This window comes from Bifidobacterium sp. AGR2158 (assembly GCF_000424225.1).
In the GTDB taxonomy this organism is placed as follows: domain Bacteria; phylum Actinomycetota; class Actinomycetes; order Actinomycetales; family Bifidobacteriaceae; genus Bifidobacterium; species Bifidobacterium anseris.
On the sequence record NZ_AUJM01000013.1, the window covers coordinates 198983 to 221122 of the forward strand.

General features: G+C 65.3%; 16 protein-coding genes and 1 pseudogene. 2 read left to right on the forward strand and 15 right to left on the reverse strand.

Annotated features, from left to right (window positions below):
- Nucleotides 1–7: 7 nt before the first annotated feature.
- From G606_RS0105530 to G606_RS0105540, 3 genes are read right to left on the reverse strand one after another with little or no spacing between them, the layout of a single operon-like run.
- Nucleotides 8–2080, reverse strand: a complete 2073-nt coding sequence (locus tag G606_RS0105530; protein WP_026645114.1) for a GmrSD restriction endonuclease domain-containing protein — start codon at nucleotides 2078–2080, stop codon at nucleotides 8–10.
- A complete protein-coding gene (locus tag G606_RS0105535; RefSeq protein WP_034523756.1) occupies nucleotides 2070–2705 on the reverse strand; it encodes an isochorismatase family protein in 636 nt (211 codons plus the stop codon). The genes G606_RS0105530 and G606_RS0105535 overlap by 11 nt, the downstream gene beginning before the upstream one ends.
- A 60-nt stretch (nucleotides 2706–2765) precedes the next feature.
- Nucleotides 2766–3422 (reverse strand): sugar O-acetyltransferase, encoded by a 657-nt coding sequence (locus tag G606_RS0105540; RefSeq protein WP_051198591.1) that lies wholly within the window; start codon nucleotides 3420–3422, stop codon nucleotides 2766–2768.
- 139 nt (nucleotides 3423–3561) lie between these two features.
- Here G606_RS0105540 and G606_RS0105545 point away from each other — a divergent pair, with 139 nt between their 5' ends.
- Complete coding sequence (locus G606_RS0105545) at nucleotides 3562–3825, forward strand: DUF6019 family protein (protein WP_034523763.1); 264 nt, start codon at nucleotides 3562–3564, stop codon at nucleotides 3823–3825.
- A 133-nt stretch (nucleotides 3826–3958) separates the two neighbouring features.
- Here the strand turns inward: G606_RS0105545 and acnA are convergent, their stop codons facing one another.
- The 8 genes and pseudogenes from acnA to G606_RS0105585 all read right to left on the reverse strand — a co-directional run bounded on the left by acnA (nucleotide 3959) and on the right by G606_RS0105585 (nucleotide 15057).
- A complete protein-coding gene (gene acnA, locus G606_RS0105550; protein ID WP_026645118.1) occupies nucleotides 3959–6661 on the reverse strand; it encodes an aconitate hydratase AcnA in 2703 nt (900 codons plus the stop codon).
- Between the two features lie 116 nt (nucleotides 6662–6777).
- Nucleotides 6778–9258 carry an HAD-IC family P-type ATPase gene (locus G606_RS0105555; protein ID WP_026645119.1) on the reverse strand — a complete coding sequence of 827 codons (2481 nt, stop codon included), beginning with the start codon at nucleotides 9256–9258 and terminating at the stop codon, nucleotides 6778–6780.
- A 300-nt stretch (nucleotides 9259–9558) separates the two neighbouring features.
- Nucleotides 9559–10179: pseudogene (locus tag G606_RS10075) on the reverse strand (GyrI-like domain-containing protein); the annotation flags it as partial.
- A 10-nt stretch (nucleotides 10180–10189) separates the two neighbouring features.
- Complete coding sequence (locus G606_RS0105565; protein WP_026645120.1) at nucleotides 10190–11500, reverse strand: class I SAM-dependent RNA methyltransferase; 1311 nt, start codon at nucleotides 11498–11500, stop codon at nucleotides 10190–10192.
- 82 nt (nucleotides 11501–11582) lie between these two features.
- Nucleotides 11583–12176 (reverse strand): hypothetical protein, encoded by a 594-nt coding sequence (locus G606_RS0105570; protein WP_051198595.1) that lies wholly within the window; start codon nucleotides 12174–12176, stop codon nucleotides 11583–11585.
- Nucleotide 12177: 1 nt separating this feature from the next.
- Nucleotides 12178–12990, reverse strand: a complete 813-nt coding sequence (locus tag G606_RS10080; RefSeq protein ID WP_081664067.1) for a DUF3159 domain-containing protein — start codon at nucleotides 12988–12990, stop codon at nucleotides 12178–12180.
- 4 nt (nucleotides 12991–12994) lie between these two features.
- Nucleotides 12995–13993 carry a DUF3710 domain-containing protein gene (locus G606_RS0105580; protein WP_026645122.1) on the reverse strand — a complete coding sequence of 333 codons (999 nt, stop codon included), beginning with the start codon at nucleotides 13991–13993 and terminating at the stop codon, nucleotides 12995–12997.
- 203 nt (nucleotides 13994–14196) lie between these two features.
- Nucleotides 14197–15057: an exodeoxyribonuclease III gene (locus tag G606_RS0105585; protein WP_026645123.1), complete on the reverse strand. Its 861-nt coding sequence runs from the start codon at nucleotides 15055–15057 to the stop codon at nucleotides 14197–14199.
- A 235-nt stretch (nucleotides 15058–15292) separates the two neighbouring features.
- On the opposite strand from G606_RS0105585, the gene G606_RS0105590 reads away from it, so the two are divergent.
- Nucleotides 15293–15922, forward strand: a complete 630-nt coding sequence (locus G606_RS0105590) for a hypothetical protein (protein WP_231371431.1) — start codon at nucleotides 15293–15295, stop codon at nucleotides 15920–15922.
- 89 nt (nucleotides 15923–16011) lie between these two features.
- Here G606_RS0105590 and G606_RS0105595 read toward each other — a convergent pair whose 3' ends face one another.
- The 4 genes from G606_RS0105595 to G606_RS0105615 form a co-directional block, all read right to left on the reverse strand.
- Entirely contained in the window at nucleotides 16012–18027 is a 2016-nt protein-coding gene (locus tag G606_RS0105595; RefSeq protein ID WP_026645125.1) for a dipeptide ABC transporter ATP-binding protein, read from the reverse strand.
- 21 nt (nucleotides 18028–18048) lie between these two features.
- Nucleotides 18049–19020, reverse strand: a complete 972-nt coding sequence (locus G606_RS0105600) for an ABC transporter permease (protein WP_026645126.1) — start codon at nucleotides 19018–19020, stop codon at nucleotides 18049–18051.
- Between the two features lie 11 nt (nucleotides 19021–19031).
- Nucleotides 19032–19958: an ABC transporter permease gene (locus G606_RS0105605; RefSeq protein ID WP_026645127.1), complete on the reverse strand. Its 927-nt coding sequence runs from the start codon at nucleotides 19956–19958 to the stop codon at nucleotides 19032–19034.
- Between the two features lie 549 nt (nucleotides 19959–20507).
- Complete coding sequence (locus G606_RS0105615; RefSeq protein WP_026645128.1) at nucleotides 20508–22130, reverse strand: peptide ABC transporter substrate-binding protein; 1623 nt, start codon at nucleotides 22128–22130, stop codon at nucleotides 20508–20510.
- Nucleotides 22131–22140: the final 10 nt, after the last annotated feature.

Consider the following 22140-nt stretch of genomic DNA (forward strand, 5'->3'; position numbering starts at 1 on the left):
ATTCGTTCTACATCGCGGCGCGGTAGGCCTTCCAGATGTCGCTCAGCGCGCGGCCATCCGACTCGCGTTTCCAGACGTTGAGGCTCGCGCTCGCGCCGCCGACCGCACGTGCGGCGGCCGTGGGCGTCGCGTATTCGGTGCCGTCGTCGCCGCGGAAGCCGTCGCCGGTGACGGTGATGACCCACGTCTCGTGTTTGCGCGGCCGCACCCACACGAATCGGTCGCCTTCCTTGAGCAGCCCGGCGCGCACGACCTCGGCGACCGTCACCCGCTTCGACGTGCGCTTCGGCCGATGCGTGCTGCCGCCCGCGCGCTCGCGGCGTCGCTCCTCCTGTTCGGCGACGACGATGTCCTCGTAGCTGATGCGCCACGCCTGCGCGATCAGGTCGATGATCTGCTTCTGCCGCAGCTGCAGGAACTGCGGCGTGAGCGTCTCGAGGTCGAGCAGCGCGCGCGTGAGCGGGAACCGCTGCGAGCTGGCGGAACGCAGGATGAAATTGCGTCGCGTCGCGAAATCGTCGACATCCTCAAGCGAGCGGGGCATCGTCTGCGTGAGCACATAATTGCCGATCCGTTCCGCCCAGTAGTCGCATGTGCCCGCCGGCCACGACGCGAACGGCGAACGCGACGAGATGCGTTCGGGGATGATCGGCACGGCGTTGAGGCTGCGCGGCCGCGTGATGCGTTCGCCGGCGAGCTGTTCGTTCGCCCGGATGAGCAGCAGCCGTTTCATGCCTGCGTCGATCGACAGTTCGCCGCGCAGATGCAGCATCGCAAGCCGCTGTTCATCGCCACTGACATGGAAGCCGGCGATGCGCTGCAGCGGCATCCCCTTGGCCAGATCGCGCACGATCGTCGCCGAACGCGTGCGCCGTTCAAGCTCCGACTTGCCGTTGAGGCAGTCGATGCCGGTGACACGGTCGAGCAACGTGAGGATCTGCACGAGCCGTTCGCCGTCGTGCAGCAAGACATGCGGACCGACTTTGCCGCCCGCGAAGACGACGGTGTCGGGATCGTCGAGGTTCTTGAGCGTGTGCACGAGCGACCACAGCGCCACCGGCTTCCAGTCGTCGTACGGATAGTCGGCGAGTCCGGCGAGCAGATCGCGCACCTTGGCCGGCAGCAGGCTTTCTCCCGGCTTGTGCAGGATCTCGTCACAGATCGCGTACGGCCGCAGCACGTCGTCGATGAATTCGATGCACTGTCCTTTGCCGATGTACTTCGCGAGCACATGGTCGCTGAAGTCGGCGAGCAGCGACTGGCACATCGGCGCGCGCGTGAAGATGAGGTCGAGGTCGGCGAAGAATCGTTCGATGCGCGCGTTGTCGTCGCCCATCGGCTCCATGATGTCGTCCCAGTAGCGCGCGTACACGTCGCGGGCGGCGCTCGAGATGCCGGAGACGACCTTCGCCTTGAAGACGTCGGACGGCGTCAGCGGCATGCCGCGCATGTTCATGACGTCGAAGATGCGGTAGGCGCCGGAGATGTCGTCGGTCGTCACGATGACGAACATGACGTCGTTGACGAGGTAGGAGGCGAAGCGGCGGCGTTCCTCCTCCTTGAGCGGCGCGAGCATGTCGTACGCGCATTTCGCATTCGTCTGGATGTTGCGCTGCGCCGTCGTGGCGATGTCGGCCTCGCGCAGGTCGAAGAGCGCCTCGAGGTCGCCGCGCTGCACGTATTCGCGGAAGAATCCCTCGTCCTGTTCGCGCAGGCTGAGCCTCGGCTCGGCGGCGATGCCGCGCAGTTTGTCGCCGGCTTCGGTGAGCAGCCCGGCGAGGCTCGCCGCCAGCTGCGGGTCCTCTTCGAGCGTGAGCAGCACCGAGAAGACGATCGACAGCGACACGAGGCGCTGCTGGCCGTCGATGACCTGATGCATGCCGTGCTCGTCGCGCACGAGGATGAGCGAGCCGAGAAAATACGGGCCGTCGTCGACGGCGCACGCGTCGGAGACGTCCTCGATGAGCTGACGCATCTGCACATCGTGCCAGCTGTAGGCGCGCTGGAACGCGGGGATCGCGAAACGGTAGTCGGATGTGAAGACCTTGGACAGCGGCTTTTCGCTTGCGCTAATCGACATATCGTTCCCCCTCGATGATCGTGACGCCGGCGTCGCGCATCCGCTCGACGGCCTGAGCGCCGAGCTGTGCGCTCACCGGCACGCTCAGGTCCTCGTAGACGCGCGTCTCATAGCCGCGCGCGACCGCGTCGAGCGCCGTGTCGCGCACGCAGTGCGACAGCGCGATGCCGACGATGTCGACGCGCGTGACGCCGTGCGCGCGCAGCAGCGCGTCGAGCGAACGCCCTGCCGCCATCGCCGCGTCGACCTCGTCGCGCGTCGGGATGCGCTCGTCGTTGTCCTCGACACCCTCGAATCCGGAGTAGGCGGCCGCGTACTGCCCTTTCCTGATGTGGTGCGGCACGTCGAGCGATTCGATCGCCGGATGCAGCCGCGCGTTCGCCGATCCGGCGACGCCGTGCCGCGGCCACGTGTCCACATAGTCCGGCTGCGCCGACCAGTGGTCGCCGGGGTCGACGTGCCAGTCCTGCGTCGTGGCGATGAGCGCGTACCGTCCGCGCTCGCGTTCGACGAAGTCATGGATGGTCTGGGCGACGGCCTCGCCGCCCTCGACGGCGAGCTCGCCGCCCTCGGTGAACGTCGGCTGGACGTCGACGATGATCAATGCTGTCTTCTTCGTGCACACGTTCGCTATTCTAATGCACGCGCCCTCGCATGCACCGGGTCGCGCGCCGCGCATCGGACGTCAGCGCGCGTCCCTCCACGCGCGGTATTCGTCGACGCGCGCACTCCAGTAGGCGCGGTCGTCGCCGCCGATGCCGCGCACGACGCGCGCCGGATTGCCGACGGCGACCGAATGCGAGGGAATGTCCTTCGTGACGACGCTGCCGGCGCCGATGACGACGTCGTCGCCGATCGTGACTCCCGGGCAGACGGTCACGTTTCCGCCGAACCAGACGTTGGAGCCGATGCGGATCGGCAGGCCGCCCTCCAGCTGCATGCTGCGGATGTCCGCGTCGATCGGATGGTACGGCGTGTACAGCGCGACGCGCGGACCGAAGAAGACGTCGTCGCCGATTGTGACGGTCGCGACGTCGAGGATGATGCAGTCGGTGTTCGCGTAGAAACGCTCGCCGATGAAGGTGTTGCAGCCGTAGTCGCAGCGGAACGGCGGCTCGATGTACGAGCCCTCGCCGAATGCGCCGAACAGCTCGTGGAACAGCCGCGCGCGCTCGTCGAAGGCGTCCCACGCGGACGTGTTGATCTGCTGTTGCAGTGCGCGACGGCGGCGTCCGAGCTCATGCAGATACGGGTCGTCGGCGATGTACAGCTCGCCGGAGAGCATGCGGTCGCGCTCGCGCGTATCGGGGGTTTCGTTGTTCACGGTGTCGTTGTTCGCCATAGCACACGATTCTAGCGGAGAGCCTTGTGCTCGCAGGCGAGAAAACGGACGGCCCGGCGGATGGTGCCTATAATGACCTTCAGTGTTTGCCAACGATGGCATCACGTGAGGAAAGACGATATCAAAAGGAGCTACGACCATGGCCGGTACCATCTACACGATCCTGTTCATGATCATCATCGCCGCGCTGTGCATCTGGGCGCTGTACTACGTGATTCGCGCCGCCGTGCGCGCCGGCATCATCGACGCCTACGAGCAGATGGGCAAGGTGGCGACGCCCATCACGAAGGACGACAAGCTGCAGGCCGAACGCGAGGCGCTGCAGGAGGAACGTGTGCGAGCGATCGTCGCCGACGAGCAGCGCAAGCAAGCGGCGAAGGCCGCCGGGAAGTCGGACAAGTAGGCCGACGTGGCCGGACGCCGTGTCACGCTCCGGCGACGGCCGCCCCCATGCCGATGGCGCAGCAGACGACGAGGGGCGTCCACGGAAGTTCCGTGGACGCCCCTCGTCGTCTGCTGCGCGCAGCGCGGACGGCCTACTTGGCCATCAGGTTGCGCAGCACGTACTGCAGGATGCCGCCGTTGCGGTAGTAGTCGGCCTCGCCAGGCGTGTCGATGCGCACGACCGCCTCGAACTCGGTCTTCGAACCGTCCTTGTGCGTCGCCTCGACGTGCACGGTCTTTGGCGTCACGCCGTCGTTGAGCGCGGTGATGCCGTCGATCGAGTAGGTCTCGGTGCCGTCAAGGCCGAGCGACTCGGCCGATTCGCCTTCGGGGAACTGCAGCGGCAGGACGCCCATGCCGATGAGGTTCGAACGGTGGATGCGCTCGAAGCTTTCGACGATGACGGCCTTGACGCCGAGCATCGCCGTGCCCTTTGCGGCCCAGTCGCGCGACGAACCGGTGCCGTACTCCTTGCCGCCGATGACGACGAGCGGGACGTTCGCCGCGATGTAGTCACGCGACGCCTCATAGATCGTCGTCGGCTTCATCGCGAGGAAGTCGTAGGTGTAGCCGCCGGGCCTGACCTCCTCGCCGACCGAGGCGAGCAGCATGTTGCGCAGACGGATGTTGCCGAAGGTGCCGCGCACCATGACCTCATGATTGCCGCGGCGCGAACCGTAGGAGTTGAAGTTCTTCGGCTCGACGCCATGCTCGATCAGGTACTCGCCCGCCGGGCTCGTCGCCTTGAACGCGCCCGCCGGCGAGATGTGGTCGGTTGTGACCGAATCACCGAGGAAGGCGAGGACGCGCGCGTCGCGGATGTCCTCGACCGGCGCCGGCGTCGCGCTCATGCCATCGAAGAAGGTCTGCTTGCGCACATAGGTCGAATCTGGGTTCCAGACGAACAGTTCGCCTTCGGGCACGTCGAGGCCCTTCCAGCGCGCGTCGCCCTCGAAGACGGAGGCGTAGTCGTTGAGGAACATCTCACGGCTGACGTTGCCGGAGACGACCTGCTCGACCTCCTCGTTCGTCGGCCAGATGTCCTTGAGGAAGACCGCATTACCCTCCGGGTCGGTGCCGAGCGGCTCGGTCTCGAAGTCGAAGTCCATCGTGCCGGCGAGCGCGTAGGCGATGACGAGCGGCGGCGAGGCGAGGTAGTTCATCTTGACGTCCGGGCTGATGCGGCCCTCGAAGTTGCGGTTGCCGGACAGCACGGCCGTCACCGTCAGGTCGTTCTCGTTGATCGCCGCGGAGATTTCGGGCAGCAGCGGACCGGAGTTGCCGATGCAGGTCGCGCAGCCGAAGCCGACGAGCTGGTAGCCAAGGCGGTCGAGATCGTCCTGCAGACCGGCCTGCTTGAGGTAGTCGGCGACGACCTGCGAGCCGGGCGCGAGCGAGGTCTTCACCCACGGCTTGGGGTGCAGGCCCTTGGCGACGGCGTTGCGCGCGATGAGGCCAGCGGCGACCATGACCGACGGGTTCGACGTGTTCGTGCACGACGTGATCGACGCGATGGCGACGTCGCCGTTGCGCAGATCGAAATCGCCGCGGAAATCGGTGGACACGTGCACCGGGTTGCCGTTCGTCTTCTCGGTAACATAGCCGGGCAGCGTCTGTTCGAAGGTCGTCTTGGCCTTCGCGAGCTCGATGCGGTCCTGCGGACGCTTCGGGCCGGCGATCGACGGGACGACGGTCGACAGGTCGAGCTCGAGATACTCGGAGTACTGCGGCTCCGCATAGTCGGGGTCGTTGACGTCGTGCCACAGCTTGTTCGCCTTCGCATACGCCTTGACAAGCGCGACCTGCTCATCGGAGCGGCCGGTCAGGCGCAGATAGTCGAGCGTGACCTCGTCGATCGGGAAAATGCCGCACGTCGAACCGAACTCCGGACTCATGTTGCCGATCGTCGCGCGGTTGGCAAGCGGCACCGAGGCGATGCCCTCGCCGTAGAACTCGACGAACTTACCGACGACGCCGTGGCGGCGCAGCATGTCGGTGATCGTCAGCACGACGTCGGTCGCCGTGACGCCCTCGGGGATCGAGCCCTTGAGCTTGAAACCGACGACGCGCGGCACGAGCATCGAGATCGGCTGTCCGAGCATCGCCGCCTCGGCCTCGATGCCGCCGACGCCCCAGCCGAGCACGCCGAGGCCGTTGACGGTCGTCGTGTGCGAGTCGGTGCCGACGCACGAGTCAAGATACGCGAGCGCGCGGCCGTCGGATGCGGCCTTCGTCATGACGACCTGCGCGAGGTATTCGATATTGACCTGATGGATGATGCCGGTTCCCGGCGGCACGACGCGGAAGTTCTCGAAGGCCTGCTGCCCCCAGCGCAGGAACTGGTAGCGTTCGCCGTTGCGCTCGTATTCGATGTCCATGTTGATCTGGACGGCGTCGTCTACGCCGTAGGCGTCGATCTGCACCGAATGATCGATGATCATGTCCGACTGGACCTGCGGGTTGATGACCTCCGGATCGCCGCCGAGCGCCTTGACGGCGTCGCGCATCGTCGCGAGGTCGACGACGCACGGCACGCCGGTGAAGTCCTGCATGACGACGCGCGACGGCGTGAACTGGATCTCATGGCTCGGGTCCGCGGCCGGATCCCACGCGAGCAGCTCGCGCACCTGCGCGTCGGTGATGTTGGCGCCGTCGATGTTGCGCACGAGGTTCTCCACGAGCACCTTGAGCGAATAGGGAAGGTGATCGATGCCCTCAAGATCGCCGATGCGGTAGTAGTCGTACGACTCTCCCCCGACGTTGAGGACGTCCAACTGATCGTCGCGCATGGACATAGGTTCCTCCGAACTTCAGTGTCGGACCGCCGCAAGACGGTCCGGTTGCGTGTATCGGGCACGCCGCGCGCGATCGTGCCGCGGCGGCCATCACATGACGATACCGCGACGATGTTTCACCGCTTGGAAACGCGTTTGTATTGTGAGATGACGCCGCGCATCGCCTTCGGCAGGAACTTCGGGAACAGCCACACGCTCAATGCGAACAGCAGCGTCGCGATGACGATCTGCAGGCCGAGCGCGAGCAGCGCCGTGCCGCCGGGGAGTTCGAACGCGAAGAAATGCGCGACGAAGGGGATGCACATGCCGACGACGCCGGCGGCCGCGAAGGCCGCGACGAGCCAGCCGCGCCACGAGTTGAGCGGCGTCGCGACGCGCGCGAGCACGTAGATGCCCATGACGAACAGCACCGTCGCGCACATCGAACGCCACAATGTCAGTTCGGCCGCCGACGTGGCGACGTCCCAATCCATCATCTTCGGGATGAACCATGCGGACAGCAGCACAGCGAGCGCCGTCGCGACGCCGCAGGGCAGCGAGAACGCGAAGACGCGGCGCAGGAAGCCGGGGATGTAGCGGCGCGTGTTCGGCGCGAGCGCGAGCAGGAAGGCGGGCGCGCCGATCGTCAGCGCGCCGATGTAGCTGATGTGGCGCGGCAGGTACGGGAACGGGATCATGCTGAGCACGATGCCGAAGGAGATGAGCGCCGAGTAGACGGTTTTCGTCAGGAACAGGCTCGCGACGCGTTCCATGTTCGCCATGACCTGACGGCCGCGCGCGACGACATCGGGCAGATGCGAGAACTTCGAGTCGACGAGGACGACCTCGGCGACGGCCTTCGTCGCCGGCGCCGCGTTGCCCATCGCGATGCCGAGGTCGGCCTCCTTGATCGCGAGCGCGTCATTGACGCCGTCGCCGGTCATCGCGACGATGTGGCGCTGCGTGTGCAGCGCCTGCACGATCGCCTTCTTCTGTTCGGGCAGCACGCGGCCGAGCACGTCGACGTCCTCAAGGACGCGCGCGAGTTCGTCGACGTCCTTCGGCAGCTTGCGCGCGTCCATCGCCACCGGCTTGCGCTCGCCGGTCAGGCGCACCTTGCCGGCGATCGCGCCGACGGTCACCGGGTTGTCGCCGGAGATGATGCGACAGCGCACGCCCTGTTCGCGGAACCAGCCGAGCGTCGCCTCGGCGTCGTCGCGGATGTGTTCGGAACACAGCACGATCGCGACCGGTCTGGCGTTCTCCTCGAGCTTCGGGTCGGTTTCGAAATCGGGCGGCACGGCGCCGGCGGCGTGCGCGACGAGCAGCACGCGCATGCCGTCGTTCGCATAGCCGTCGACCTGCTTGAGCACGTCCGGATACGATGTGTCGAGCGCCGAGAGCAGCACTTCGGGCGCACCCATGTACCACACGCCGTCGGGGCCGGCCTCGGGGGCGTCGTGGAACGCGACGGCGCTCCATTTGCGCGCGCTCGAGAACGGCACGCGTTGAAGATCCGCGGTGCCGTTGAATCCTTGTTTGCTCAGGCCTGCGAGCACGGCGCGACCGGTGCCGTTCGGGCTCGCCTCATTCGCCAGGTCGTAGAGCGCCTGCAGCGCGTGGTTTTTGTTTGCGCAGCCGGGCAGCGTGACGCAATCGTCGTAGACGATGCCGCCGTCGGTGATCGTGCCGGTCTTGTCGAGATTGAGGCAGTCGACTCGTGCGAGCGTCTCGACCGAGTCGAGGTCCTGGACGAGCGTGTTCTTGCGCGCGAGCCTGATTGCCGCAAGCGCGAAGTTGAGCGACGTGAGCAGCACGAGGCCTTCAGGCACCATACCGACGACGCCGGCGACCGACGAGACGACGGCCTGCCGCCATTCTCCGGTCGCGATTGCCGCCGACCATCCGCCGACGGTGCGCATCTGCGTGATGATGAGCAGCACGCACAGCGGCACGACGAGGAAGGTCATGAATTTGAGGATCGTGTTGATGCCCTTGTTGAGATCGGAGACGTTCTTCTTGTACACCTTCGCCTGCGCCGTGAGCGTCGCCGCGTAGCTGTGCGCGCCGACGGCGGTCACGTGCACGAGCGCCATGCCGGAGACGGCCGTCGATCCCGAATAGACGGTGTCGCCGTCCTTCTTGCGCACGGTGCGCGATTCGCCGGTGATCATCGATTCGTCGAGTTCGAGTCCCCATGTCTCGACGATCGTCGCGTCGGCCGGCACCTGCTCGCCCGAACGCAGCCACAGATAGTCGCCGAGGACGATGTCGTTGTGCGAGACGTCGACGTCGGTGCCGTCGCGGCGCACAAGGTAGTCGGAGGCGACGAGGATCGACAGTTTGTCGAGCGTGTGCTTGGCGCGCAGCTCGGTGACAATGCCGATGCCGGTGTTGATGATGATGACGAAGCCGAAGACGGCGTCCTTCCACGAGCCGGCGATGAGCACCATGACCATCGCCGTCAGGATGATGCCGTTGAACAATGTGAACACGTTCGCACGCACGATGTCGGCGAGCGAACGCGACGTCGACGATTTGACGGCGTTCGCCTGCCCGCGTTCGACGCGTTCGGCGACCTCGGCGCCCGTCAGTCCCCGTTCGGACACCTCCGGCATCCTCGACGCGTCCGTCTTCGGAACGTCGTCGTGCGTTGCCGCGGCCGTGGCCGCCTTCGTCGTTTCGCTCATGCGCGCCAGTCTACCCGACCGTGTGCATCGGGCCGCGCGCCCGCTCCCCCGCGGCTACGCATATTGATTACGTTGTCGCCGCGTGCGTCACCTGTCGATCGTCGTAAACTCCGGCATGGGGATGCATGCGCCAAAGCCGGTGGGAAGGCCGTCCGTGGCATCCGCCGCCACGCTGTCCACTACGCTGCCGTGCTCCACTGCGCTGGCCGCCGCACCCTCCACCGCGCGCACCGGATGGCGGATGACCGTCTTCAGTTTGTCCGGGGCGACGCGGCGCGGATCGCTCAGATAGATCTCATGATGGCGGCGGGCGTCAGCGAAGTCGGGTGTGCAGCCGTGGGCGCGCGCGTACATGTCCATCGCCGCGATCGTCGCCGGCTCGCCGTCGTAGGAGCCGACGTGGAGGCATTGCACGCACGGCCCTTCGTCGACGCGCAGGAACTCCACGGCCGAGCAGTCGAGCTTCTTCTTGATGGCGGCCTGCGCCTTCGCCCACGCCACGTCCTGTGCGGCGACGAAATCGGGCATGCGGATCGCGCTGATCCACGCGAAGCCCTCCTTGTGGGCGAAGTCGACTGCGCCGCCGTCGCGCTGCCACCAGAAGCCTTCCAACGGCGGCACGACGAAATCGAAGTAGCCGGCGATGGTATGATCGCCTTTCTTGCTCATCTTGATCGTGTAGGCGACGGCGTACAGCATCGCGAGCGCCTGGTGATAGGCGCCGTCCGGCTCGTTGGGGTCACCGTCGCCGCGCACGGCGATGCAGCGCATCGGCGGTACGTTGACGAACTGCGGCCGCCGCGCAGGCAGATAGTATGCCTTGTATTCCTTCTTGAAGTCGAAGACCATCGTCGTTCCCTCACTTCGTGAAGACGGCGACCGTCTCCACATGATGCGTCATCGGGTAGATGTCGAAGGCGGCGATCGAACGCAGCGCATAGCCGCGCTGCGTCAGCGTCGCCGTGTCGCGCGCGAGCGACGCCGGGTCGCAGGCGATGTAGACGACGACCGGCGCGCCCGAATCGGCGATCTTCGCGCACACCTTCGCTTTCGCGCCGGCGCGCGGCGGGTCGAGGACGACGATGTCCGGATGCGCGCGCTGCGGGTCGATATCCTTGCCAAGCGTGCGCAGCACGTCCCCGCACAGCGCCTGCACGGTGTGCACGCCGGCGGCCTTGAGATTGCGACGGGCGTTCGCGACGGCAGTCTTCGCGCCTTCGATGCTGACGAGCTTTGCGTGTTCGTCGATCAGCGTCGCGAGCGGCAGCGTGAACAGGCCCGAGCCGGAGTACAGATCCCAGATGACGAGGTTGCGCCCATTGCGCGGCGCGCGGCCGTCCATCGCCTCGCGGATCTGGTCGACGACGTACTGCGGCAGCACCTGCGGCGCCTCGCGGTGCATCTGCCAGAAGCCGGCCGCGTCGACCGTGTACGTGAATTCGCGGCCGTCGACGACGATGCGTTCGGTGAGATTGCGGCTGCCGTGGCGCACCTTGCCGTCGACGATGACGGCGTAGTTGTCGCCGATTGCGCGGCGCAGTGCCTCGGGCGTCGCGATGTCGGCGGCGTCGACGCGCGGTTCGGGCACGGCGATGCGCAGCTGCGCGTTCGCCGGCAGGTCGCCGTCCCAGATGTTGTTCATCGCGGCCGCCTCAAGCACGGCGCGCGTCGCGAGCGGCATCGTGTCGATCGGCACACGCACATGGCTGCCGCGCCGGTGCATCGACGGCCTACCTTCGTCGTCGGTGATCATCTCGATGCGCGTGCGCCAGTTGAGGCCGCCCGTCTCCTCGTCGCCGGGCATCGCGTAGACGGGCACTTCGTCGAGTTCGACGTGGCCAAGGCGTGCCATGACGTCCTTGACGGCGGCTTCCTTCCAGCGTTCCTGACCTTCGAGCGAGACGTGGATGAGGTCGGCGCCGCCGACGCCGCCGCCGGTCGAGAGCGGCCCGGCGAGCGGCCATGCCGGCTCGACGCGGTCGGGACTCGCCTCGAGCACCTCGACGACCTCGCCGGTCCAGAAGCGGTCCTTGCGGTCGGCCGGTTCGTCGAGCGCGATCCTCACGCGTTCGCCGGGCAGTGCGAAGCGCACGAAGACGACGCGCCCGTCGATGTGTGCGACGCATCGTCCCTGATCCGCGTACCGTTCGATGTCCACCGTGGCTTCCATGCCTGCTCCTGTCCCCGCGGCCGTGCGTACGGCGCGCGTTGCTTGCGTTCGTATCTGCGTTCGTGTGGTGATGCCGACGCGCTCAGTGCAGCGTCGTGACGATGATGTCGCGCTCGTGCGGCTCGTCCTCGATGACCTGACGTATGGCCTCGCCGACCGGAGTCGCGTCCATCATGCGGTCGTTGACCTTGAGCGACGCGGCGAACAATGTGTCGTCGTCCGGCGTCGAGACCGGGTCGAGCAATACGACCGGAATGCCGGCGTCGCGCGCCGATTGCAGCGCGTCGCGCCACTGGTCGGCCTGATGCGCCATGTCCGCCTCGCCGATGACGATCAGGCTCATGTTGCGTCCGACGGCGTCGCGCACCGCCTGGATGCGCGCGGCCGTTGCAGCATCGGTATCAGTCGTGCCATCCGCGTCCGTCACCGGCGTGAGGACGACCTTGTAGCCGTCGGCGTCCAGTGCCTCCTCGACGAGGCCGTCCGCGCCGTTCGCGGAGCCGACGATTGCGACCGTCTGCGTCTCGCCCGGCGAATCGACATGCGCCGGGGCGTCGGTGCTCGACGATCCGGTGTCGCCGACGGCGGCGTTCTTCGGCGCGCATGAGGCGAGCGCGAAGACGGCAAGCGCACAGCACACGCCCACCGCCACCTTGAGGATGATGCCATTGGCCATGTCAGGCTCCCGTCCCTGGATCGCCGTCGTCGTGCTGCTCAGTGTTTGACTGACTATCGTCGTTCGATTCGTGTTGTGCACTTCGCTGCGCGCTCTTCTCCGCCTCGCGCGCGCCTTCCTCCTCGGCGCGCTGGCGTTCGAGCTGCTTGTGGCGGTGCATCGGATTGGCCACGATCAGATAAGACACCCAGATCGCGAGCGCCCAGAACGGGATACCCATCAGCAGGCGCGCCGTGCCGAGCCAGCCGACGTGGTTCGTCAGATACAGCGGCACCTGCACGACCAGACGCAGCGCGAACACGCCGATCCACAGCCATGTGATCGTCGTGTAGGCGCGCATCAGCGCGGCGTCGGAACGCCAGCCGTCGAGCCATGCGCGGAATCGTTCGGTCGGCAGCGAGCGGATGAACTCGATGAGGAAGCCGAGTCCAGGCACCTTGACGAGCAGCGAGACGAGCAGGACGACGATGTAGACGGCGTTCGTGATGAAGCCGTACATGTAGTAGTTGCGCGCCTCGCCGCTCTTCCACGCCCATATCAGGCAGATCGCGACAGCCACGAGTCCCGAAAGCGCGCCCATGACCGACTGCCGTTGGCACAGGCGCACAACGACCTGCGCCACCGCGAGCGCCGCGGAGACGATGACGGTGAGTTTCAGGTCGCTCGTGACGATGAATATGACGACGAAGACGACGCCCGGCAGCATCGATTCGACGACGCCTCGCGGGCCGCCGATCGCCTCGATGACCGAGAAGTCGTTCCCGTCGCTGGATGCGAGCGCACCGAGTCCGGTGCGTTTGCGTGTCTGAGCCATGCCGTCAGCGCAGTTCGGAGAACATCGGGCCGCGCGAGAGCGTCGTCTTCTGCTCGACCTCGTGGTCGGAGTTCATCGGGCCGGTCGGCTTGCCGTCGATCGTCGCCGGCGTCTCGTCACCGGCGTCGTCGGAGGCTTCGGCCATCGCGCGACGCTCGCCCGGCGTCAGCGGCTGCGCCATCGGGATGAGGTCGCGCGGCGCGAGCGGCTCCTCGCCGCGGTCGACGACGATGTACGAGAAGAAGCGGTCGAGCACCTTCGCCTCCGGGCTGTCCGGATTGTCGGCGGCGGGGCCGGAGAAGATGCCACGCAGCATCCAGCGCGGACCGTCGACGCCGACGATGCGCGTGATGTGCTTCTTGCCGTTCGGCAGCTGGATCGGCAGGCGCACCTCGGCGCCGAAGATGCCGGGTTCGACGGTCGCGGTAGGGTTCGCGGCGACGAGGTCGTCGCGCACGTCGTCCCACAGGCCCATCGTCTTGGGCGCCGCGAAGGCCTCGAGTTCGAGGCTCGAACGTCCGATGGTCACCGTCGCGCCGAGCAGCGTGTTGTCCGCCTTGCTCGCCTTGAGGCGCAGCTGGATGCCCTGCACGAAGGGGATGTAGAACGAGCCGAGCGACAGATACTCGTCATAGTCGGGGCCGTTCTCCTCGTCGATGTCCCACGGGCCGAACTGTTCGCCGCGGCCCTGGTAGTCCATGACGGCCTCGGTCGGCACGGCGAGCGCTTCATCGTCGTCGCCGTCGTTGTCCTCGACGTCGGCGGCTTCGGGCAGTCCTTCGGATTCATCGGTGCGTACAGCGCGCCGCTCAGCATCGCGCTCCTCGTCGGCGATCTTCGCGTCCCTGTCCGGCTGTTCGGCGGCGGTGACGTCGATGTCGTCGGCGTCTTCCCGCGCGATGTCCTCGGTTTGCGAGGCGACGGCCTTGGCGAGACTCTCTTCGCGTTCCTTCGCCGCCGCTTCCTTCTCTTTCTTCTTCTTGCCGAATCCGAACAGTCCCATCTGTGCCTCGTCTCCTGTCTGCTGATGTCTGCTGGTGCGCGTGCCTGCGCCGTCGGCCGGGCACCCACGGCGCGGCCGACGATCATCGCCACCAGCCTAGCACGGGCGCACGGCCCGCGTCCGCTCGATCCCGTGTCCCGTCACGACTTTTCCACGGTTGATGCCGTGCGACCAATGCCGTGCGATTGCGTCGTTTCCGTCGCTCACACGTCGTAGGTGATGCTCAGCGGCGCGTGGTCCGACCAGCGCTTGTACCATTCCTCGGCGCGGTCGACGACGAATCCGCGCGCCGTCTGCGCGAGCTCGGGCGTCGCGAACTGGTAGTCGAGACGCCAGCCGGCGTCGTTGTCGAAGGCGCGGCCGCGCTGGCTCCACCACGTGTACGGCCCCTGGATGTCGCCGGCGAGATCGCGCATGACGTCGACGTATTCCATCTCGTCGATCCATTTGTCGATGTAGGCGCGTTCGGCCGGCAGGAAACCGTGCGTCGTCAGATTCGCCTTCGCGTTCTTCAGATCGATCGGCCGGTGCGCGATGTTGAAGTCGCCGCAGATGACGGCCTGCCTGCCACCGCCCGCCGCCTCCTGACGCATCTGCTCCATGCGTTCGGTCATCGCGTCGAGGAAGCGGTACTTCTGCGTCTCCTTGATGTCGTTGCCGTCGCCGCCCGCATGCACGTACACGCATGCGACGGTCACCGTGTACCCCTGTTCGGTCGTCACGTCCGTCTCGATCCATCGTCCAGTGTCGACGTCCTCGTCGAGCCCGGGCAGGCCGATGCGCGTGTCGACGATCGGCAGCACGCTGACGAGGCCGACGCCGGCGCGTCCCTTGATCGCGCACACGTCGTCGAGCGTATGGACATCGTCGGGACTGTCGACCTTCCCCGCCTCGACGTAGTCGGCGCCGATCTGCTGGAAGATCTCGTCGAGTATCTCCTGCGGGGCGCGCGTCTCCTGCATGCACCACACGTCCGGCGTGTGCTTGAGGAGCCATTTCTCCATGCCTTTGCGTTTCGCGGCGCGGATGCCGTTGAGGTTCGAGGTCGTGATCGTCATCGTCATAGCTCACGAGCCTACCCGCGCGCATGTCCGAACGTCCTCCGATTCACGACACGCGCATGGCCGCCGCGTTCGGCCACGGCATAGTTGAACGCCGCCCATGGGCGCGCACTACCGTGGGAGGCGTCATCGGATGAACGAATCCCGTCAACGAATCGAGCAATGAATGTCCACTTCTTCCCCCGTGTCCCCGCATGCCGGCGCCCGTCGCTGTATCCCAAAAATGTTCCTCGCGTGCATGGCGCTCGTCGCCGTCGCACTCGTGTGTGCGATCGTCTCGCTGCGGGACGACAGCGAGTTCTACAGCGACATCTTCGTCGAGATCTCGGTGTTCGTCGTGTTCATCGCCGGCTTCTTCACGAATTCCCGGCGTCTGCAGCTGTGGTATCTCATCGGCGCGAACGTCTACGTCATCATCTTCCTGTCGATCTTCGGCAAGGTCTTCTACGACAATTTCAACCGCGGCGTCGGCGTGCTCGTCCTCATCCAGCTCATCTTCTCAGCGATCAACCTCGTGCCGATCTGCGTCTACCATCTGAGCGACCGCACGTTCTTCTACAGCTACCAACGCCAGCTCATCTATCCGACGATGTTCTTCGCGTTCGTGCTGCTCGGCCATCTTCCCGGCGGCGACCTGCTCACAAAGGAAGTGACGCACGAGATCTTCTCGCTGATCATCTTCGCGCAGGCCTTCGATTTGCTCGATTCGATCCACAGAATCGGCAAGGCGCACCATATGGCCGCCTACAGCTTCGCCCAGGAGGACGGCTCCGTCGTCAACAATGACGACAACGCCGACAAAGACACTAACGGCAACGATGATGATGACGCAAACGACGACGAGGAGCGCAATCCGGTCGAGAAATGACCGGATTGCGCTCCTCCGTCTGAGTGTTGCCGTCTGTGTAATGTGATCGGTAATGTGATCGCCGCCTGAGCAATCAGGCAGCGATCACATTACAGGTCGAGGCCGAGCTCGAGCTTGCCGCCCGGGATCGCATCGAGCAGATCCTTCGTGTACTGCTGCTTGGGATGCAGGAAGACCTCGTCGGTCGTGCCGTGCTCGACGAGCCTGCCGTGCTGCATGACGACGACGTCGTCGGCGATCTGGCGCACGACGGCCAGATCATGCGTGATGAACAGGTAGCTCAGCCCGTTCTTCGCCTGCAGATCGTTGAGCAGATGGAGCACCTGGTCCTGCACGAGCACATCGAGCGCCGAGACGGCCTCGTCGCATACGATGACGTCCGGGTTGAGCGCCATCGCGCGCGCGATCGCGATGCGCTGGCGCTGACCGCCGGACAGCTCGTTCGGATAGCGGCGCATGACCGATTCGGGCAGTTCGACCATGTCGAGCAGCTCGCGCACGCGCGCCGCACGACTTTTCTTGTCGCCGATGCCGTGGATGCGCAGCGGCTCCTCGATCGAGCGGAAGATCGAATACATCGGGTCGAGCGAACCGTAGGGGTTCTGGAACACCGGCTGCACGTGCCTGCGGAAGTCGAGCAGCGACTTGCCCGTGAACTGGGCGATGTCCTGCCCATTGTAGGTGACGGTGCCGCTCGTCGGCTCGAGCAGCTTGAGCACCATGTTCGCCACCGTCGACTTGCCGGAGCCGGATTCGCCGACGATCGCAAGCGTCGTGCCGCGCTTGACCTTGAAGCTCACGTCGTCGACGGCCTTGAACATCTCCTTGCGGCGCGGGAGCTTGAACTCCTTCGTCAGATGCTCGACGTCGATGATCGTGTCGGCGTGCTCAAGCGAATCCTCGTTGACCTTGTGCTCCATGAGCGCGCTCGCGTCCGCGCCGCGCTCCTCAACGGAGACGATGCGCTGCGAGGCGAGCGACGGCGCGGCGGCGACGAGACGCTTCGTGTACGGATGCTGCGGATGCTGGAGCACCTCGAGCGACGGACCGGATTCGACGACCTGGCCCTTGTACATGACGACGATGTGCTGCGCGCGTTCGGCGGCAAGGCCCAAGTCGTGCGTGATGAACAGCACCGCCGTGCCGAGCGAGTCGGTGAGCCCCTGCAGATGGTCGAGGATCCTCTTCTGCACGGTCACGTCGAGCGCCGAGGTCGGTTCGTCGGCGATGAGCAGCTCGGGGCGGCATGCCAGACCGATCGCGATGAGCGCGCGCTGGCGCATACCGCCGGAGAACTCATGCGGGTACTGACGTGCGCGCACGGCCGCGTCCGGCAGGCCGGCCTCGTCGAGCAGACCGGCGATGCGGTCCTCCATCGAGGAGCCGGTGACGTACTTCTTCGCGATATACCATGCATCGTCGTCGTTGACGCCCGCCTTGATCAGGTCGTCGGCGACACGCCAGCGCGTCTCGGAGCCCGGGACCCATTCGGAGCGGAAGTACTCCATCTTCTTGGTCAGCGCCTCGCCGCTCTTGCCGATCTTGACGAGCGCCTGCTCGGCCGCCTCGATGAGCTCAGGCAGCTCCTTCGAGCCGAGGAAGGTCTCGTCACCTTCGCTCTTGATCTCGATGTCCGCGTCGGCGAGCGCCTTCGCGAGGTCGGAGCGCTTCTCGTGCGAGACGTCCATGTTGTTCGCGACGAGCGCCTCCTTGACCTGCGTGCCGATGCGCCACACCGGGTTGAGGTTGCTCATCGGATCCTGAGGCACAAGGCCCATCTTCGAGCCGCGCACGGCGGCGAACTGCTTCTGCGTGTAGTGCGAGATCTCGGTGCCGTTGAGCCTGATCGAACCGCCGACGACCTTGCCGGTGCCCGGCAGCAGGCCGAGGCAAGCCATCGCCGACGTCGACTTGCCGGAGCCGGATTCGCCGACGATCGCGACCCACTGCCCCGGGTAGACGCTGAACGACGAATCGCGCACCGCGTGCACGGCGCGGCCGTCGTCGGTCGTGAAGTCGACCTGCAGGTCCTTGACTTCGAGGAGCGGACCCTCCTGCCGTTGCAGATCCTCGAGTTTCTCCTCGATCTTCGTGTCTTCTGTCATTGCTTACTCCTACGGGAAATCTCAGGCCGTGCGGCTCTTGGGGTCGAGCGCGTCCTTGACGGCGTCGCCCATCATGATGAACGCCAGCACGGTGATCGCGAGCGCGACGGACGGGTAGAACAGCACCATCGGGTCGGTGCGCAGGATCGACTGCGCCTTCGAGATGTCGCCGCCCCAGCTGACTGTCGTCGTCGGCAGGCCGATGCCGAGGAAGCTCAGCGTCGCCTCGGAGACGATGTACGAGCCGAGCGAGGTCGTCGCAATGACGATGATCGGCGAAACCGAGTTCGGCAGAATATGGCGGAACAGGTTGCGCGTCGGCGTCGATCCGAGCGCCGTGGACGCCGTGTTGAACTCGAGGTTCTTCGACGAGAGCACGGCGCCGCGCGCGATGCGCGCCGTCGAGACCCAGCCGAAGAGCGCGAGCACGAGGACGACCTTCCAGATCGACGTGACCGTGCGGAACATCTGCAGGACGACGATCGCGCCGAGCAGCATCGGGATCGCCATGAAGATGTCGACGATACGGCTGAGGACGGCGTCGACCCAACCGCCGAAGAAGCCGGCGATCGCACCGATGAGCGTGCCGACGGCGACGACGATGATCGTCGTCAGGATGCCGACGCTCAGCGACGTGCGCGTGCCGTAGATGACGCGCGAGTAGACGTCGCAGCCCTGCAGGTCGTATCCGAACGGGTGTCCGGGGCGCGCCGGCTCCAACGAATTGGTGAGGTCGCAGTAGTTCGGGTCGTTCTTCGTGAAGACGCCCGGGAAGAGCGCGACGAAGATGATGAAGATGATGAGGACGCCCGAGATGATGAACAACGGGTTCTTGCGCAGCGTGCGCCAGGCGTCGGCCCACATGCTCGTCGCGGGCGCCGATTCGTCGACCGTGTCCACGGTCTCAAGCGGCGTCTCGTCGAGCGGCGCGACGTAGCGTTCCTGTCCCGGCAGCGGTTTCGTGATGTCTGTCGGTTTCGTGATGTCTGTCATTGTGCCCTCCCTCACGCGTAACGGATGCGCGGATCAAGCGCCGCGTACAGCATGTCGACCAACAGGTTGCAGATGACGAACACGAGCGTGAGCAGCGTGACGACCGAGACGACCATGTTCGCCTCACCCTTGAGGATGCTCTGGTAGGTGAGGAAGCCGATGCCATGGATGTTGAAGATCTGTTCGGTGATCATCGCACCGCCCATCAGCGCACCGAGGTCCTGTCCCAGATAGGTGACGACCGGGATCATCGAGTTGCGCAGGATGTGACGGAAGGTGACCGAGGTGTTGCTCATGCCCTTCGCACGCGCGGTGCGCACGTAGTCCAGCGCGATGTTCGATGAGACCTCGGAACGCGCAAGGCGGATGATGTAGGCCATCGAGACCGAGCCGAGCACCATCGCCGGCATCAGCAGATCGAGGAAGCCTGGGTTCGAGCCGGCAGTCACCGGCAGGATGCGCCATTTGACGCCGAGGAAATACTGGCCGAGGAAGCCGGTGACGAAGGTCGGCACCGAGATGAGCAGCAGCGAGACGATCAGGATGACCGAGTCGTACCACTTGCCCTTCTTCAGGCCGGAGATGACGCCGAATACGCAGCCGAAGATCGCCTCGAAGCAGAACGCCATGAGCGCGAGCTTGATCGTGACCGGGAACGCGCGCCCGATCTCCGCGATGACGGGCTGTCCGGCGAAGGTCTCACCGAAGTTGAGGCTCAACGCGTTCTTCAGGAACAGGAAATACTGTACGAAGAACGGCTTGTCCAGATTGTATTCGGCGCGGATCTGGGCAGCGACGGCTTCATTGACGGGCTTGTCTCCGAACATCGCCTTGACCGGGTCTCCCGGGAGTGCGAAGACGAGCGCATACACCAACAGTGTCGTACCGAGAACCACGGGGATCATCTGCAGGATGCGGCGCAGAAGATATTTGCCCATTGGTTGCTCCTTGTTGTCGTACAGACCGCATTCGGGCATGACGCATCATGCCGCTCGCGGTCGCGGTATCCAGCAAGTCTACCGCATGACTTGACTTCCGGGGCGATTTGTTCATGCCATTGTCCGAAGCGGACACGTTCTGTCCACGTTCCGGGCGAACAGCGCGCCTTCGCGCAATGTGACGGCGATGCGTGGCGCCGCACCACGTCCCACACTGTGAGCGCGACGAAAAACGATGGATTTATATTGCTAAACTATACATTTACATCAAAAATGACCGGAAAGGGGGACGTATGCATGATCAGCCAACCGTGACCGTCCGCATCGAGTTCTTCGATGACGAGTCCGAGACCGCCGAGGAGACGCGGCAGGACTGAGGGGCGCAGAGCATGACGCCGCCGATCTGAGCGACGTCATCGACGACGAAGGGCTCCGGAACCACGGTGGTTCCGGAGCCCTTCGTCGTCGATGACGGAGATGACGTCAATGACATCGATGTCGTCTGTGCTGGTGACCGCCCCACGGATCAGGCGGCCACCGCCAGCCGTCTTACTTCGTCATGTTCGCGTAGATCGGCTGGTTCTGCCAATCCATCTCGAAGCCCTTGACGCCCTTGGCGGCGACGCCGTTGGCGTTCGAGTAGTACAGCGGAATGGCCGGCAGCTGTTCGAGCAGGATCTCCTCGGTCTGATGGTAGAGGTCGATCTGCTCGTCGCTGTCCGTCGCGGCGGCTGCCTTGCTCAGCAGCTCGTCGACATCGGCGTTCTTGTAGTCGCCGTCGTTCGAGCCGTGGCCGTCGGCCGCGTCCGAATCATAGAGCTGGTACAGGTAGTTCTCGGCCGACGGGTAGTCGGGCTGCCAACCGGTGCGGAACGCACCGTCGATCTTGCGTTCGGAGACCGCGTTACGGAACTCCTGGAAGGTCGGCATCGGGTTCGTCGCGGCCTTGATGCCGAGGTTGTTCTTCACCTGGTTGACGATCGCGTCGTAGATCGGCTGCGCGCCGCCATCGGCGTTGAACGAGAAGGTGAGCGTGCCGTCCCACTTGGAGATGGCCTCGGCCTGTGCCCACAGCTTCTTGGCCTCGGTCGGATCGGCCTTGAGGTACTTGCCGTTCTTGAGGTCCTTCGAATAGCCCGGGATGACCGGCGCCGTGAAATCGGTGGCCGGCGTGCCGACGCCGTTGAGCACCTTGCTGACGATCTGCTCGCGGTCGATGGCCATCGACAGCGCCTGGCGACGCAGCTGGCCTTCCTTCGTGTTGGTCTCCCAATGCTTCATGCCCGCCGGGATCGTGAAGGTCTGGATGACCGATCCGGCCTTGTTGTAGGCTTCGACCGAAGGATCCTTCTCGAAGGTCTTCGTGTCGGAGGCCGGAACGGTGTCCATCACGTCGAGGTTGCCGGCCTGCACGTCGGCGTAGGCGGAGTCGGAGGACGTGTAGATCTTGAAGGTGACGCCGTCGTTCTTCGGCTTCTCGTCGCCCTTGTAGTCGGCGTTCTTCGTCAGCACGATCTGCGAGTTGTGGTCCCACTTGTCGAGCTTGTACATACCGTTGCCGACCGGCTTCTCACCGAAGGCCTTCGGATCCTTGTAGAAGGACTCCGGCAGCGGCGCGAAGGCCAGATAGCCGACCTTCGTCGGGAAGACCGAATCCGGCTGGGTCAGGTCCACGGTGAAGGTCTTGTCGTCAACGACCTTGAGGCCAGAGAGCTGTTCGTCACCCTTGAGGCCGTCCTTCTGCAGGTCGTCATAGCCCTTGATCATGCTGAAGAACGACGAGCACTTCTGCGCGTTCTTCGCGTTGGCCGTGTAGCTCCACGACTTCGTGAAGGATTCGGCCGTCACCGGCGTGCCGTCGGTGAACTTCCAGCCGTCCTTGAGCTTGACGGTGTACTGGGTCGCGTCCTTGTTCGGCTCGATCGAATCGGCCACCTCCATCTTCGTGTCGCCCTTCGAGTCGTAGCGCACGAGGTTTGCGAAGAGCAGCTGGCCGACCTTGCCGCCGCCGGTCTCGTTCGTGTCGCCCGGGATCAGCGCGTTCTGCGGTTCCGAGTTGAACGCGGTGATGACGTTGCCGCTGGCGTTCGAATCACCTGATCCACCGCAGCCGGCGAGCAGCATGCCGAGCGCGCAGGCACCTGCGACGACGGCGATTGCCTTCTTCTTCATGAGATCACTC